This is a genomic window from Actinospica durhamensis, from assembly GCF_018139695.1.
In the GTDB taxonomy this organism is placed as follows: domain Bacteria; phylum Actinomycetota; class Actinomycetes; order Streptomycetales; family Catenulisporaceae; genus Actinospica; species Actinospica durhamensis.
In genome coordinates, this window is record NZ_JAGSOG010000213.1 from 1 (window position 1) to 15,654 (window position 15,654).

A 15,654-nucleotide genomic window follows, 5' to 3' on the forward strand; every position below is an offset into this window, starting at 1 on the left:
GGCCTCCCCCGCGCGGTGGCGGGCCGCGTTCCGCGCCGGCGAGCTGCGCCCCACCAGCGGCCTGGCTCCCGGCCACACCCAAGCCAACCTCGTCTGCCTGCCCCGCGAGCACGCCTACGACCTGCTGCTGTTCGCCCAGCGCAACCCGCGCCCCTGCCCGCTGCTCGAAGTCACCGAACCCGGCTCGTGGCACCCGACGCTCGCCCCGGACGCCGACCTGCGCACAGATCTGCCCGCCTACCGCGTGTGGGAGCACGGCCGCCTGGTCGCCACCGTGCCGGAGGCCACCGAGCTGTGGCGGGCGGACCTCGTCAGCTTCCTGATCGGCTGCAGCTTCAGCTTCGAGACCCTGCTGCTGGACGCCGGCATCCCGCTGCGGCACGTCGAGCAGGATGTCAATGTTCCGATGTACCTGACGAACCGCGAGTGCGTCCGGGCCGGACGCTTCGCCGGTCCGCTGGTGGTCTCGATGCGCCCGGTCCCGGCCGACTCGGTCGCGCGCGCCGCCGCGATCACGGCCCTGATGCCCGCGGTGCACGGCGCCCCGGTGCACGTCGGCGACCCCGAGGCGCTCGGCATCCGCGACCTGTCCGCGCCGGACTTCGGCGACGCGGTCACTCCCGCCGAGGGCGACGTGCCGGTGTTCTGGGCCTGCGGCGTGACCTCGCAGGCCGCTGTCATGCGCGCCGCCCTGCCGTTCGCGATCACCCACGAGCCCGGCCACATGTTCCTGACCGACGCGCGGGATCTCGACTACCGGATCGCGTAGCGCGCGCTCCGAAGAAGTGCGTTCGCCCTCTTGCAGGATTGTTGAACAATCCTTAGATTGTGAGACACCGCAGCGGTATAGCGCATGAACGCCCTGTCGATCTCTCTTCGTCAGCGAGGTGCTCCGTGACCGCACTTCCCACCCTTCCACCCGTCGTCCGCGCTACCGCCGAAGGACCCTTCGGCTGGTACCGCTCCCTGCCGCAGGCCGGCCGGCGCGCCTTCGCCGGCGCGTTCGCGGGCTACAGCCTGGACGCCTACGACTTCCAGGTGCTGCCGCTCGGCCTGACCGCCATCGCCGCCTACTTCCACCTCGACAAGGGCCAGTCGGGCCTGCTGACCACGGTCACGCTCGTGGTCTCGGCGCTCGGCGGCATCCTGGCCGGGCTGCTGATCGACCGGATCGGGCGATCCCGCACCCTGATGATCACGGTGGCGACCTACGGCCTGTTCACCGCCCTGTGCGGATTCGCCTCGAGCTATCCGATGCTGCTCACCTTCCGGGCCCTGCAGGGGCTCGGATTCGGCGGGGAGTGGGCAGCCGGAGCCGTACTCGTGGCCGAATACGCGCTGGCGCGGTACCGGGGCCGGACCGTCGCCTTCGTGCAGGCCTCGTGGGCCGTCGGCTGGGCCGCCGCCGTGGTCGTCTCCACGCTCGCGCTCGACCACCTGGCACCCGGCCTGTCCTGGCGGGTGCTGTTCTGGACCGGCGCGCTGCCCGGCCTCACGCTGCTCTACCTGCGCCGGCGGGTGGTCGACGCGCCGGTACACCTGAGCGAGCAGCGGCCGCAGACCGCCGCGGCCACCCGGGCCCCGCTGCGGCAGGTGTTCTCCGGCGGTGTCCGCCGGATCACCGTGTTCGCCACGCTCATGGCCACCGGCGTCCAGGGCGGCTACTACACGATCGCGACCTGGCTGCCGACGTATCTCAAGCAGGAGCGGCACCTGACCGTGGTCGGCACCAGCTCATATCTCAGCCTGCTGATCGGCGGCGCGTTCCTCGGCTACCTGTGCGGCGGCTACCTCTCCGACCACCTCGGCCGGCGCCGGGCGATCGCCCTGTTCGGGGTGCTCAGCGGCGCGATCCTGTACACGTACATCCACATCCCGGCCAGCGCGAACCACGTGCTGCTGATCCTGGGCTTCCCGCTCGGTTTCTGCTTCTCCGCCATCTTCAGCGGGTTCGGCGCGTACCTGGCCGAGCTCTACCCGCGCGCGCTGCGGGGCACCGGACAGAGCTTCACGTACAACGTCGGCCGCGCGGTCGGGGCGTTCTTCCCGACGGCCGTCGGGTTCTCGGCCGGGAGCAGGGGCCTGGGCGATGCACTCGTGTACGGAACCGTGGGCTACGCGCTGGCCGTGCTCGCCCTGCTGGGCCTGCCCGAGACCCGTGGCGCGGCCCTGACCTGAGCGGACCGGAACGGGGGCGGGCGCGCGGTTCAGGCCGAGGTGGCCGACGCCGACGTGCCCGCCTCGTCCGTCCCGTCCATCCTGTTCGTCCTGTCCGCCTCCGTGGTCAGGGTTCTGAGCTGCTCGAGCGCGCGGGCCGTGGCGGAGCCCGGCGCGGCGTGGTAGATCGCGAGGATCTGGCCGCCCGACTCGGCGAGCGGGAACTTCTCCCGGCGCAGTTCCAGCTCCCCGAGCTCGGAGTGGCGCACCCGCATCGAACCGCCGGCCAGCGCGGCCACGTCGTGCCGGGCCCACAGCCGCCGGAACGCCTCGCTGCCCAGCGAGAGCTCGCCGACCAGCTGCATGATCCGCGGGTCGTCCACGTCGGTGCCCACCGAGGCGCGGAACCCGGCGACCAGGCCGCGGGCCGCCTGCTCCCAGTCCGGATAGAACTCCCGCTCGTCCGGATCGAGGAAGACCGCGCGCATGCGGTTGACCCCCGGGGCCAGCCGCGGCGAGACCGCGCGGGCCAGCCGGTTCGAGGCGAGCACCTCGAAACTGCGGCTCTCCACGAAGGCCGGCAGGTTGATCACCTCGAGCAGTTGGCGCACCCCGGCCGCGACCGTCTCGCGGCGCGGGCGGCGAGACCCGGCCGGGCGCTGGGCGGACAGGCTCAGCAGATGCTGGGTGGCGGCCTCGTCCAGGCGCAACACCCGGGCCAGGGACTCCACCACCTGCGCGGACGGGTTGCGGTCGCGTCCCTGCTCCAGGCGCAGGTAGTAGTCGGCGCTGATGCCGGCCAGGGTGGCGACCTCCTCGCGGCGCAGCCCGGGCGTGCGGCGCACGCCCAGCACGTGCAGCCCGGCCTGTGCCGGGTCGATCAGCTCCCGGCGGGCCCGCAGATACTCCCCCAGTGCGTTCGATCCCGATGCGTTCGACCTGCTCATACTCCGATCCTAACCAGCCGGGCCGAATTCCTGCCTGGTCCTGGCACTCCCAGGATGAGCGGGGAACAGGCTGCCGACGGGCGCGGTGGATACGGTGGGAACGCCCCCGGAGAGACCGGCGGGTGGGAAGGGAACGATGACACAGTCCGCACTCCCCGGCGGTGACTACCGGCTCGGCGATCTCACCGTGCCGCGCTTCGGCTACGGCGCGATGCAGCTGGCCGGGCCGGGCGTCTTCGGACCGCCGAAGGACCGGGCCTGCGCCGTCGAGGTGCTGCGCACGGCCGTCGAACTGGGCATCCGGCACATCGACACGGCCGACTTCTACGGCCCGCACGTCACCAACGAGATCATCCGCGAGGCGCTGGCGCCGTACCCGCAGGACCTGCACCTGGTCACCAAGGTCGGGGCGCGCCGGGACGAGCAGGGCGGCTGGCCGCACGCGCGTACTCCGGCGGAGCTGGTGGAGCAGGTGCACGACAACCTCCGCCGCCTGGGCCTCGAGGCGCTGGACGTGGTGAACCTGCGGGTGGGCGGCTTCGACGCGGCCGAGCCCGGCTCCATCGCCGAGCAGTTCGGCGCGCTCGCCGAATTGCGCGAGCAGGGCCTGATCCGGCACCTCGGGCTGAGCACCGTCAACGCCGAGCAGCTGGCCGAGGCGCAGCAGATCGCGCCGGTGGTGTGCGTGCAGAACTTCTACAACATCGCCAACCGGCGGGACGAGGCGCTGGTGCGCAGCACCGCGCAGCAGGGCATCGCGTTCGTACCCTACTTCCCGCTCGGCGGTTTCTCGCCGCTGCAATCGGAGACCCTGGACAAGGTGGCGGCCCGGCTGGAGGCCACGCCGCTGGCGGTCTCGCTCGCCTGGCTGTTGCACCACTCGCCGAACCTGCTGCTGATCCCCGGCACCTCCTCGGCCCGACACCTGCGCGAGAACATCGCCGGCGCCGCGCTGGAGCTTCCCGCCGACGCGGTCACCGAGCTGGACGCCGTCGCCGTCACCGCGTGATCCCGACGGCGCCGGCTCGCTATTGTGGCCGGTGCCGTCTAGAGATGCGGGGTGACCGTGGTCGAACCGATACGCGCAGCGAGTCCGGCGGATGTCAAGGCCCTGCTCGACCGGGCCGCGCAGACGCAGGCGACGCTCGATGCGCTGCGGGCGCACGAGAACGAGCTGCACGAGGACGTGCGCGCGGCGTATCAGGCCTCGCAGGATCTCGCGGCCCGCGGCCGGCTGCACGGGATCGCGCTGGACCGGCTCAGAGACGTCAACGGTGCCCGGCTTCCGGTGGGAAAGCTCCAGGAGGCCGGGTACCAGACCGTCGCGGACCTGGTGGACGTGAGCCCGGAGCAGCTGCGGCAGATTCCCGGGATCGGCGCCGCCGGGGCCGAGCGCACGGCCGAGGCGGTGCGGCGGGTCGCGGACGCGGCCGGGCAGGACACCGGGGTCGCCGGATACATGGACCTGCACAACCCGGACGCCGCCGCGCTGCTGACCTCGCTCTACCGGGCCAGGGCGGCGGACCGGGTGCTCGAGCGGGTGCGCGAGCCGGCCGCCCGGCTCGGCGGGGTCATCTCGGGGCTGGCCACCACCGCGAAGCCGCTGGCCGGACGGCTGCGCCGGGTGTTCGTGCGCCGGGCCACGCGGGAGCAGGCCCGGGAGGCGGTGTTCGAGCTCGACGGCCTGTTCTCCGATCAGCGTACCGAGCGCGAGCTGGGCCGGATCGAGGCGGCGAGCCGGAAGCTGCCGCCGAAGACGCCGCGGGTGGGCACCGCCCGCAACGACTTCGAGAAGCACTCGGCCGACTATCTCAGCATCCTCAGCCGGATCGTCGGGTCCGGGGAGCGTCCCGACGCCGCGCGCGGCTTCCTGACCGACGACCTCTCCGCCCGGATCGCGGACCAGCGGCTGGACGAGACCCATCTGCGCGTCTCGCTGCGCAACTACCAGGCCTTCGGCGCCCGCTTCGCCCTGGCCCAGCGGCGGGTGATCCTGGGCGACGAGATGGGCTGCGGCAAGACCGTCGAGTCGATCGCGGCGCTGGCGCACCTGCGGGCCGAGGGCGCCCGGCACTTCCTGGTGATCTGCCCGGCGAGCGTCCTGGTGAACTGGATGCGCGAGGTCTCCGCGCACAGCACCCTGCGTCCCTACCGGCTGCACGGCGCCGAGCGGGAGGCCGGCACCCGCAACTGGGTGCGCACCGGCGGCGTGGGCGTGACCACGTTCGAGGCCGTACAGAGCCTCGAGGTCCCGCCGCGGCTCTCGGTGGCCATGATGGTGGTGGACGAGGCACATTACGTGAAGAACCCTGACACGATGCGCTCGGCCGCGGTGCGGGCCTGGGCCGAGCGGGTGGAGCGGGTGCTGTTCCTGACCGGCACCCCGATGGAGAACCGGGTCGAGGAGTTCCGCAACCTGGTCGGCTACCTCAAGCCCGAGATCGCGGCCTCGATCGGCGAGATCGACGCGGTGGCCGGGTCAGAGTCGTTCCGGCGCGCGGTGGGCCCGGCCTATCTGCGCCGCAACCAGGAAGACGTGCTGAGCGAGCTGCCCGAGCTGGTCCAGGTGGACGACTGGGACGACCTCGGACCCGAGGACGCCGAGGCCTACCGGGAGGCGGTGGCCGGACGCAGCTTCATGGGGATGCGGCGCGCGGCCTACGCCTCGGCCGACCCGGCCACCTGCGCCAAGCTTCGCCGGCTGGTGGAGATCGCGGACGAGGCGAACGAGAACGGGCGCAAGGTGGTGGTCTTCTCCTACTTCCGCGACGTGCTCGACCTGGTGTGCCGCACGCTCGGGGACCGGGCGGTGGGGCCGCTGACCGGCGACGTCCCGCCGGCCAAGCGGCAGGAGATGGTGGACGACTTCGCCGCGACCACCGGGCACGCGGTGCTGGTCAGCCAGATCCAGGCGGGCGGGGTGGGCCTGAACATGCAGGCCGCCTCGGTGGTCATCCTGTGCGAGCCGCAGGTCAAGCCGACGCTCGAGACGCAGGCGATCGCCCGGGCGCACCGGATGGGGCAGATCCGCCGGGTCCAGGTGCACCGGCTGCTGGCCACCGACAGCGTGGACCAGCGGATGCTGGAGATCCTGGAGGAGAAGAAGGAGCTGTTCGACGCCTTCGCCCGGCGCAGCGACACCGCAGAGACGATGCCGGAGGCGGTCGGGCTCACCGGCCAGGCGATGGCGCGCAAGGTGATCGCGGCCGAGCGGGAGCGGTTGGGCCTGTCGAGTGAGGGGCTGGGCGGCGGAAAGTCGGACAAGAAGTCCGGCGACACGTCCGGCGACGCGGATACGGAGGCTGACGCGGCCTGAACGGGCCGTCAGATGCGAGCACTCCCCTCCATTCTCAACTTATAACACACAGGGGGTCTTGCGGCAAGGACCCCCACCTCGCGCAGAATCATTGGCCGAGGTCACAGAACGGAGCCCGCCGTGAACCACCCGCCCACTTCCGCCTTCGCCCTGCCCGCGCGACTCGCCGCCAAGGCCGACCCGCACCTGATCGCCGCGGACGAACGGCACTTCGCCGCCGTCGCCCGCGCGCTCGAGGAGACCCTCGACGACCTGACCGCCCGCCTGGAGGCCGCCCGCCGGGCCCCGGGCGGCGGCGGGCAGGCGGCGATGGACCGGGACCTCGAGGTCTACCGGCTCACCGCCCGGCTGCGCGCCCTGCGCCGCTTCGGGCTCGACCTGTGCCTCGGCCGGATGGTCGGGGCGGAAGGTGCCGCGGCGGACTCCGACGACGCGGAAGGCGCGGACGGCTCGGCACACTACATCGGGCGGCTCGGCCTGACCGACCGCTCCGGACGCCGGCTGCTGCTGGACTGGCGCACGCCCGCGGCCGAGCCCTTCTTCGGGGCCACCCACGCCAACCCGATGGGCCTGGCCAGCCGGCGCCGCTACCGCTGGACCCGCGGCCGGATCACCGACTACTGGGAGGAGGTGTTCACCCCGGACGGGCTCGAGGGGCACGCCGCGCTCGACGACCAGTCCGCGTTCATCGCCAGCCTCGGCCAGGACCGCTCCCCCCGGATGCGCGACGTGCTCGGCACCATCCAGGCGGATCAGGACGCGATCATCCGCGCCGGCTCGCACGGCGCGCTCGTGGTCGACGGCGGCCCGGGCACCGGCAAGACCGTGGTCGCGCTGCACCGCGCGGCCTACCTGGTCTACTCCGACCCGCACGTCGGCGCCCACCGCGGCGACGTGCTGTTCGTCGGCCCGCACCAGCCGTACCTGGCCTACGTCGCCGACGTGTTGCCCAGCCTCGGCGAGGAGGGCGTGCAGACCTGCACCCTGCGCGACCTCGTGGCCGAGGGCGCCGGGGCCGCGGCCGAGACCGATCCGCGCGTGGCCGCGCTCAAGGCGTCCGCCGCGATGGTCGGGGCGATCGAACCGGCCGTCAGGTTCTATGAGGACCCGCCCGCCGAGGCGCTGACCGTCGAGACCGAATGGGACGACGTGCGCCTGACCGCACACGACTGGGCCGAGGCCTTCGACGCGGCGGACCCGGGCACCGCGCACAACGAGGCGCGCGGGCAGATCTGGCAGGAGCTCATCAGGATTCTGATCGACAAGCACGACGAGGACGTGCCGGCGGACCGGCTGCGCGCGCAGCTCGAGCGGGACCGGGAGCTGCACGAGGTCTTCAACCGCGCCTGGCCGCTGCTGGAGGCCGCCGACGTGGTCGCGGACCTGTGGTCGGTGCCCGCCTACCTCCGGATGTGCGCGCCCTGGCTCGGCTCCGAGGACGTCCGCGCCCTGCGACGCGCCGAGCCGCAGGCCTGGACGGTCTCCGACCTGCCGCTGCTCGACGCCGCCCGCCGCCGCGTGGGCGATCCGGAGGCCTCGCGGCGCGAGCGCCGGCACGCGGCCGCGGTCGCGGCGGAACGCGAGCGCGTGAACACCGTCGTGGCCGACCTGATCGCGGCCGACCACGACGGCGAGAGCGTGGCGACGATGCTGAAGGTGGAGGACCTGCAGAGCGTCCTGGTCGACGAGGACGCGCTCGACAGGGCCGACCCTGACCTGCTCGCCGGACCGTTCGCCCACGTCATCGTGGACGAGGCACAGGAACTGACCGACGCGCAATGGCAGATGCTGCTCCAGCGCTGCCCGTCGCGCAGTTTCACCATCGTGGGCGACCGCGCGCAGGCCCGGCACGGCTTCGCCGAGACCTGGCAGGAACGGCTGGAGCGGGTCGGATTCGGCTCGGGCCCCGCGGCGGTCGAGCTGACCACGCTCAGTATCAACTACCGGACGCCCAAGGAGATCATGGAGGAGGCCGAGCCGGTCATCCGCGCCGCCCTGCCCGACGCCAACGTGCCGATCTCGATCCGCGGCACCGACGTCCCGGTCGGACGCGGTTCGACCGCGGACCTGGACGCGATCGTGGCGAAGTGGCTGGCCGAGCACGCCGAGGGCGTCGCCTGCGTCATCGGCGACCCGCGCTTCCCGGCGACCGACCGGGTCTCCTCACTCACGCCGCAACTGGCCAAGGGCCTCGAGTTCGACCTCGTCGTCCTGGTCGATCCGGAGCGCTTCGGCGACGGCGTCGAGGGCGCGGTGGACCGCTACGTCGCCATGACCCGCGCGACGCGGGAACTGGTGATCCTCGAGTGATCCTCGAACACTGAGTTTCGCTTCGAGGAGGACGAACTCAGAGCTCGGTGGCCATGGCTGCGTCTCTCGTGCTGGTTTGAGATCTCGGCGAGAGACGCGCCATGGCGGCAAGCGCGACGGCCGCGGCGAGCAGAATGCCGACGACCGGGGAGCACTGCACGCCCAACGCAAGTCCGCACCACACCCCGATGAACGTGCCCGCCGCTGCGAACGAGTGGCTCCAGCCCACCGCCTGCGCGAGGGCATGGCCTTGATAGTGGCTTTGCCGTGCAGTGGCCTGAACGACGGAGGAAGCCACGACGGTTGCGCCGAAGCCGGCGTTGAGCACCAGCATCGCCGTGAATCGCGCGGTGCTGCCCGCACCGGTCATCAGTGCAATGGCGAGGATCGCCCCCAGCGCCGCGATGCGTGCGGTGAGGAGCAAGCCGGCACCGGCCGTGAAGCGCTCGCGCACGGTGGCAGGCCGGGCCAGGTAGGGGCCGATGGTGGCGCCGACGCCGGTTGCGACGAGCAGTGCGGCCATCGCGCCGCTGGGGTGCGCCATCGAGTGGACGACCCATTGCGCGAGATAGCCGGTCACGATCGCGGTCGAGCAGGCCAGGAGCCCGGAGACCGCGGGGCTGCCCGGGCCGGCGGCGCCGATGATCTTCCCCAGGGGTGCGCTCGGATGCGCGGCCTTGGGCTGCGGCTCGTCCGTTTCGCCGTCGGACGCCTGCTCCGGCGCCTCGTCATCGAACACCGACATGCTGCGTACCGAGCGAAGCCGTAGCAGGAGTCCCACAAGCGAGGCGCCCAGGTTGATGCCGAGGGCGGCCGGCAGGGCCGCGGTGGCGAGTACGCTACCCAGCGGCTTGGCCACCAACGATCCGGTGAACCCGATCATCGCGTAAATCGAGATGTTGAAGCGAAGCGCCTCTCCGCGGCTGATCTTCGCGATCTCGCCGGTGAACAGCTCCTCAGCCACGTCCACGAACAGCGGCACCGCGGAGGCGACCAGCACATAGGCGATGAAGATCGCGGCCGGGCGGATCGGAGTCAGGTAGATCAGCGCGAGCGCGAGTGCGCACGCCGCCGCGTCGAACGCCTCGCAGGCCACCAGGACGTGGCCCGGATTCCTGTCGCGCAGCAGCCGGGCCACGGCTGGACTGCTCATGTCTTCGAGCGTCTCGACACTCTGGATCACAGGCAGCCAGACGATCGAGAGCGCGCCCGCCGCCACCGCTCCGGGAACCACACCGGCGACGACGAACGAGCCGGACAACGACGCCAGCAGGCCGGCAGCCATGGAGCGCCGCACCCGGCGGAACCTGCGGAGCGTCTCCGGCTGCGGTGGCTCGTCTGGCGTGGTCATGGTCGTGATCCGTAACGAGTGAATCAGGGTCGGGTCTAGTCGGCTACGGTACGCCGACTCCGGACGGGGTGCGGCCGGACAGCCGGCCGCACCCCCAACCGCTCAGGGCGGCGTCGCGTCGCTCAGGTCAACGCGAACTTCTGCGCCGCGGTCCCGTTGCAGGTGTAGATCTGCAACTGGGTGCCGTTGGCGGTGTTGTCGCTCGGGTCGTCGAGGCAGAGTCCTGACTGCGGGTTGAGCAGCGAGCCGTTCGACTGCTGCTGCCAGACCTGGCCGCCGACGCCGTTGCAGTCCCACAGCTCCACCTTGGTCCCGACCGCGGTGCCGTCGCCGTCGATGTCCAGGCAGCGGCCCAGAGTCTCGAGCGAACCGTTGGAGTTGTGGTACCAGTGCTGGTCGGCGGAGTAGGGCTGGCAGTCCCACAGCTGCACGATCGCGTAGTCGGTGCCGACGTCGTCGCCGGCCACGTCCACGCACTGGCTGCCCGGACCGTCGATCGGGCCGCCGCCGTTGACCGAGAACTCCTGGGCGGTGGCGCCGTTGCAGGTCCAGATCTGCAGCTGGGTGCCGTTCGCGGTGTTGCCGCTCGGGTCATCGAGACAGAGCCCTGACTGCGGGTTGAGCAGGGAGCCGTTGGACTGCTGGATCCACTTCTGGCCGCCGACGCCGTTGCAGTCCCACAGCTCCACCTTGGTCCCGGCGGCGGTGCCGTCGCCGTCGATGTCCAGGCAGCGGCCGAGGGTCTCGAGCGAACCGTCGGAGTTGTGCGTCCAGTGCTGGTCGATCGCGCTGGACTGGCAGCTCCACACCTGCACGTACGTCAGATCGCCCCCGACGTCGTCGCCGGCCACGTCCACGCACTGGCCGCCGACGAGGGTGATGGTCCCGCCGCTCGGGCTGCCGCCGCTGTTGCCGCTGTACCCGGCCGCGACCACGTTGGCCTGCACGGCGTTGTCGGCGGCGTCGGTCGGTTCGCCCGAGGTCATCACGCCCTCGAAGAAGGAGCCGATCGAGGCGTTGGAGTTGTCGCCGCCGGTGCCGAGCACGATCGCGCCCTCGAGGTGCATCGGCTGGTATCCGTTGGACGGCAGCGCGCCGCTGTACCAGGTGCTGAGCGATCCGGACTGCGCGTTGGCGCCCTTGAGCGCGAAGGTGGTCTGGTTGTTCGACTTGAGCAGTGCGGTGACGAAGGCGCTGGCGTTCCCGGCGTCGGCGGTGTTCGAGCCCGAGCCTTGGAACAGCCCGTTCTCCAGGTCCGCGGCGACCCAGGGCCCTGATCCGCTGCACGGCGAGGCCCAGCAGCTGGTGCCGAGGTTGACCGCCTCCATGTGGCCGTTGCCGTTGTCGTCGTTGTTGGTCTCGGCGTTGCCGTAGTCGAAGCAGCAGCCCGAGTTCACGTGCGTGCCGCTGGCGACCATGTACTCACCCTGGGCCTGGTCGCCGGTGGGTATGCCGGCGGTCGAGTCGTCGCGGTAGCCGACGCCCGGGCCGACGTAGACGCCGTAGACCTTGTTGCCGTTCACGACGATGGGCAGCGCGCTGGCGTCGGCGGCGACGTCGGCGTTGCCGTTGGCCCCGCCGCCGCCCTCAATGGTCAGATTATTGTGATTCGAGGACTGATCGTAGATCTCGGTGATGGTGCAGGCCGTCTCGGCGCAGAACACGTCCTGCGCGTCGGAGTCGGCGTATCCTCCGGCGGAGTTCACCCCGATGTCCAGGGAGGTGCCGTCGGACGCGCGGCGCACCCGGTAGAGCGGGCCGTCGTAGGCCGCGTAGAGCGCGCGCACGGTGCTGTGGGCGGCCACGCACGGCGTGCCGGCGGCCGCGTAGATGTCGCAGGGCAGAGAGGTGGCGGCGGCGGAGGCCGTGCTGGGCGCGACCAGGAGCAGGCCGGCGACCAGCGCCGCGACGGTGAGGAGTGCGGCCTTGGCGCGGCCGCGGAAAGACGAGCGCATGGCGGATGCTGTGCTTTCTGTCAGTCGGTGGGTACGACGAAAGCCGGGACGGACGGGTCGTCCGTCCGCGCTGGGTGGGTCGTGTGCGAAGGCCCGGTGGGGCCGGGAGCCGGGGGCTTGCGGACGGGTGCGGAGGTCCGCGCGCCGAAGCGGACGGCCGGACGCGGCCGAGGCGGAGTTTTGCGATGATTGCCAGGAAAGGCAGTGTTCTCACGTGGTAACCCGGCGCCCCGGCCCCGAGGGGCACCCGACCGAACGGAGCACCGTGACCGAACCGAGCGCAGCGACGACGACGGACGGGGCGAGCGGCTCCGCTCCCCGGCTCAAGGACGTGGCCGCGGCCGCGGGCGTGTCGGTCAAGACGGTCTCCAACGTGGTCAACGGCGCCGAGCACGTGGCGCAGCGGACCAGGGCTCGGGTGCAGGCGGCCATCGACGTGCTCGGGTATCAGCCCAACGCGACGGCGCGGCGGCTGCGCACCGGCCGCAGCGGGATGATCGCGCTGGCCTTCCCGGAACTGCCCTCCCCGTACTTCGCGGAGCTGGCGGTGGAGGTGATCGCGGCGGCCCGGCGGCACCGGTGCACGGTGCTGATGGACGACACCGCCGGGGATCCGCGGGCCGAACTGCGCATCGCCAGCGGCCTGGGCGACCCGATGATCGACGGGGTCATTCTCAGCCCGCTGGGCCTGGACCGCCGCGAGCTCGCCGCGCGGGAGCGGCAGATCCCGCTGGTGCTGCTCGGCGAGGCGGACTTCGGACCGGTCTGCGACCACGTGCACATCGACAACGTGGCCGCCGCGTACGAGGCCACCGCGCACCTGGTGGCGGGCGGGCGGCGGCGGATCGCCGCGATCGGCTGGCAGGATCCGAGCCCGCGGGCCACCGCCCAGCAGCGGATGGCCGGCTACCGCGCCGCGCTGGAGGCGGCCGGCCTGCGACCCGAGCCCGCCCTGTGTCCGCCGGTGCGCGCGTACGTCCGGCCGGACGGCGCGGCCGCGATGCGCCGGCTGCTCAAGCTCCCGGCCCGGCCCGACGCCGTGTTCTGCTTCAACGACCTGCTCGCGCTCGGCGCGCTGCGGGCGATCCACGAGGCCGGGCTGCGGGTGCCCGAGGACATCGCCGTGGTCGGCTTCGACGACGTCGAGGAGTCCGAGTACGCGATCCCCTCGCTGACCACCGTCGCCCCGGACAAGACCGGGATCGCCGAGGCCGCGGTGGACGCGCTGCTGCACCGGATCGCCGTCGGGGACGGCGAACCGGGCCGGCTGATCCAGCCCGGGCACCGCCTGGTGGTGCGCGAGAGCAGCCGGCGGCGCTGAGCGGGGCCGCGCGGACGCGACGGGCCGTGGGAGCGGCACCGGCCGGAACCTGGAATGGGACATGCCGAAGAATCACGTCCTCGCCACGAATCAGGGTACGTAATATCAGGGCGCGCACGAGCTGCCGGTGGGCACGGCGGGGAGAGTCGCGGTGTGGGTGGCCCGAGAAGGAGAGCCGGGCATCGGAGTCCGATTTACAACGATGCAAGCGTCATTGACGCACGCTCTCAGAGGGCTGTCAACCCTGCCCATTCCGCCGGATTTTCCGCGGCGGATTGCGATCACGGCTACTACCTGCGCCGCACTGCCGCATATCGCCGCGCGGCCACGCAGGTTCCGGAACCTGACGGTAGCGGAGGCTTGACGCACCGTCAGATGGCTGTCTCAATAGGGACTTACAACGTTATACCTGCGGCGGGCCGATCGCCCGGCCCGCCGCAGGTGGGAATTCCCCGCCGCTCGGACTACGTGAAGGTGAACCAGTTCACGTTGACGAAGTCGGCGGACTGGCCGCTGGAGAAGACCAGGTACACCGTGTGCGTTCCGGTCACGGTGCTGATGTTCGCCGGGACGGTCTCCCAGCTCTGCCACCCGCCGGTCGAGCCGATGGCGAAGCTGCCGATCGGCGCGGCGGTCGGGCTGTCGAGGGCGACCTCGACCAGGCCGCTGATGCCGGCGGCGGCCCCGGACGCGACGCGGGCCTGGAACTGGGTCGCGCCGGAGGTGCCGAAGGCGACGTTGTCGTAGGCCAGCCAGCAGCCGTTGGCGATGTAGCCGACGTCCTCGCCGCCACCGGTGTCGGTGGTCGTCTCGGTCTGGGTGCCGTTGGCCGCGCTGTAGTTCTCGGCCTGGATGGTCGAGTACGCGCTGACCGTCGTGCCGCTCCCGCCCCCGCCCGTCGCCGACGCGGAGGCCGAGGGGCTGGCGCCGGACCCGGTGGCGGTGCCGCCGCCCACCGCGATCGTCCAGAGCACGGGGTTCGGGTCGGCCACGAAGCCGGACTGGTCGACGCCGCCGGCCGGGGCGACGTCGTCGTACGGGAAGGCGTAGCCGCGCCCGTCCAGGTTGGCCGCGTGCACGATCCGGGCGTAGTGGTTGGTGACCGAGTTCGCGTAGTAGTTCGACGGGTTCTCGCCGTCCGGCTGGTCGGTGTCGATCAGCAGGGTGCTGCGGTTGAACGCGGCGCTGATCCGGGCGATGAGCGCGCCCATCTCCCCCGAGGCGTTGGCGAACGGGCCGGTGCTGCAGCTGAAGATGTCGGCCGCGGACGGCTGGGCGAAGCTGCCCACGCCGGAGAAGTTCAGGTTGCCGCCGGAGACGGTGCCGGAGACGCTCCCCCAGGAGGCCTGGGTGTCCACCGTCAGAGGGCTGCTCGCGTACTTGGACCAGACCTGGTTGACGTACGGCTGGTAGTAGCCCGAGAAGAGCGAGGAGTTCATGACGATGCCGTTGTTCGGGCTCAGCGCCCGCAGGTTGGCGCCGTTCGAGGTCACGACCAGCTGGTTCCAGCCGGCGCCGTCGCTGTTGTGCTGCGCGATCAGGTTGGCGCAGACGGTGTTGAGGCCGCCGGTGGGCATGCCGGAGACCGTCTGGACCGCGCCGGAGGAGTTGGTCAGCTTGAGCGAGATCGGCAGGCAGACGAAGTCGACGTAGGTGATGTTGGCGTAGAGCTGCGAGGCGTTGAAGGTGAACTCGCAGAAGTCCCAGCTCAGGTTGACGTTGGGGTCGGAGGGATTGGTGACGGAGGGCTCGACCAGGGCCGGGCCGGGGTTGAGCAGGAAGGTGAGTGTCCCGCCGACGGAGAACCAGATCCGGCCTCCGGCGATGTGCGGGATGGTGATCGAGGTGGTGGTCCCGGGCGCGCCGAGTGGGATGGCGCAGTTCGTCCCGAGCGCCGAGCCGGTGGCGGAGGGCGAGGACGGGTAGTACGGGGTCCTGCCGTCGGCCTCCAGCAGCATCAGGGCATTGCCGTTGTCGATGGCGTTGCCGGTGACGTAGGCGTAGACGTCACTGGAGGTGGTGGTGTTCTGCAGGTCGATCTGCAGGGTGGAGGAGGTCGCCGAGGCGCGGGAGCCGAGTGCGCCGGCGCCGATGCCGAGCACCGACCCGCCGACCGCGACGGCCGAGAGGGACAGCAGTTTTCTACGATCGATCATGTGCGTGGGCCTTCCGTAAACGTTTACGGAGCGTGGGTTGACACCGAGTATGAGAGCGCTCTCCCGCACCGTCAAGCGCCAGTCTTAAGACAGGGGCCGGACAAGGGTTAAGACGGCCCGGGCCCCGGGGCCACCCCTGTC

General features: G+C 71.7%; 10 protein-coding genes. 6 read left to right on the plus strand and 4 right to left on the minus strand.

Features of this window, described 5'->3' with window-relative positions; translation table 11 throughout:
- Nucleotides 1–769 (plus strand): putative hydro-lyase (locus KDL01_RS30045; RefSeq protein ID WP_212532027.1); only part of this gene is annotated, 769 nt, incomplete at its 5' end.
- A gap of 125 nt (nt 770–894) precedes the next feature.
- Nucleotides 895–2,178, plus strand: a complete 1,284-nt coding sequence (locus tag KDL01_RS30050) for an MFS transporter (RefSeq protein WP_212532028.1) — start codon at nt 895–897, stop codon at nt 2,176–2,178.
- A gap of 29 nt (nt 2,179–2,207) precedes the next feature.
- Here the strand turns inward: KDL01_RS30050 and KDL01_RS30055 are convergent, their stop codons facing one another.
- The gene (locus KDL01_RS30055) at nt 2,208–3,104 is read right to left on the minus strand and encodes a helix-turn-helix transcriptional regulator (protein WP_212532029.1); all 897 of its coding nucleotides are present in this window, start codon (nt 3,102–3,104) and stop codon (nt 2,208–2,210) included.
- 136 nt (nt 3,105–3,240) lie between these two features.
- Here KDL01_RS30055 and KDL01_RS30060 point away from each other — a divergent pair, with 136 nt between their 5' ends.
- From KDL01_RS30060 to helR, 3 genes are all read left to right on the plus strand, one after another.
- A complete protein-coding gene (locus tag KDL01_RS30060) occupies nt 3,241–4,113 on the plus strand; it encodes an oxidoreductase (RefSeq protein ID WP_212532030.1) in 873 nt (290 codons plus the stop codon).
- 51 nt (nt 4,114–4,164) lie between these two features.
- On the plus strand, nt 4,165–6,420 hold the full coding sequence (locus KDL01_RS30065; protein WP_307846682.1) for a DEAD/DEAH box helicase: 2,256 nt from the start codon (nt 4,165–4,167) through the stop codon (nt 6,418–6,420).
- A 120-nt stretch (nt 6,421–6,540) separates the two neighbouring features.
- On the plus strand, nt 6,541–8,730 hold the full coding sequence (gene helR / locus KDL01_RS30070; protein WP_212532031.1) for an RNA polymerase recycling motor ATPase HelR: 2,190 nt from the start codon (nt 6,541–6,543) through the stop codon (nt 8,728–8,730).
- 37 nt (nt 8,731–8,767) lie between these two features.
- On the opposite strand, the gene KDL01_RS30075 is transcribed toward helR, so the two are convergent.
- Both KDL01_RS30075 and KDL01_RS30080 read right to left on the minus strand, forming a co-directional pair.
- Nucleotides 8,768–10,081: an MFS transporter gene (locus KDL01_RS30075; protein WP_212532032.1), complete on the minus strand. Its 1,314-nt coding sequence runs from the start codon at nt 10,079–10,081 to the stop codon at nt 8,768–8,770.
- Nucleotides 10,082–10,203: 122 nt separating this feature from the next.
- On the minus strand, nt 10,204–12,036 hold the full coding sequence (locus KDL01_RS30080; protein ID WP_212532033.1) for an arabinofuranosidase catalytic domain-containing protein: 1,833 nt from the start codon (nt 12,034–12,036) through the stop codon (nt 10,204–10,206).
- Between the two features lie 265 nt (nt 12,037–12,301).
- On the opposite strand from KDL01_RS30080, the gene KDL01_RS30085 reads away from it, so the two are divergent.
- Nucleotides 12,302–13,357, plus strand: a complete 1,056-nt coding sequence (locus KDL01_RS30085) for a LacI family DNA-binding transcriptional regulator (RefSeq protein WP_212532034.1) — start codon at nt 12,302–12,304, stop codon at nt 13,355–13,357.
- A 464-nt stretch (nt 13,358–13,821) separates the two neighbouring features.
- On the opposite strand, the gene KDL01_RS30090 is transcribed toward KDL01_RS30085, so the two are convergent.
- Complete coding sequence (locus tag KDL01_RS30090) at nt 13,822–15,513, minus strand: beta-1,3-glucanase family protein (protein ID WP_212532035.1); 1,692 nt, start codon at nt 15,511–15,513, stop codon at nt 13,822–13,824.
- Nucleotides 15,514–15,654 lie beyond the last annotated feature (141 nt).

Bases quoted from the DNA above. Each gene is read 5' to 3' on its own strand.
- KDL01_RS30060 (WP_212532030.1), top strand. From the start codon at position 3,241: ATGACACAGTCCGCACTCCCCGGCGGTGACTACCGGCTCGGCGATCTC.
- KDL01_RS30055 (WP_212532029.1), bottom strand. From the start codon at position 3,104: ATGAGCAGGTCGAACGCATCGGGATCGAACGCACTGGGGGAGTATCTG.
- KDL01_RS30075 (WP_212532032.1), bottom strand. From the start codon at position 10,081: ATGACCACGCCAGACGAGCCACCGCAGCCGGAGACGCTCCGCAGGTTC.
- KDL01_RS30080 (WP_212532033.1), bottom strand. From the start codon at position 12,036: ATGCGCTCGTCTTTCCGCGGCCGCGCCAAGGCCGCACTCCTCACCGTC.
- KDL01_RS30090 (WP_212532035.1), bottom strand. From the start codon at position 15,513: ATGATCGATCGTAGAAAACTGCTGTCCCTCTCGGCCGTCGCGGTCGGC.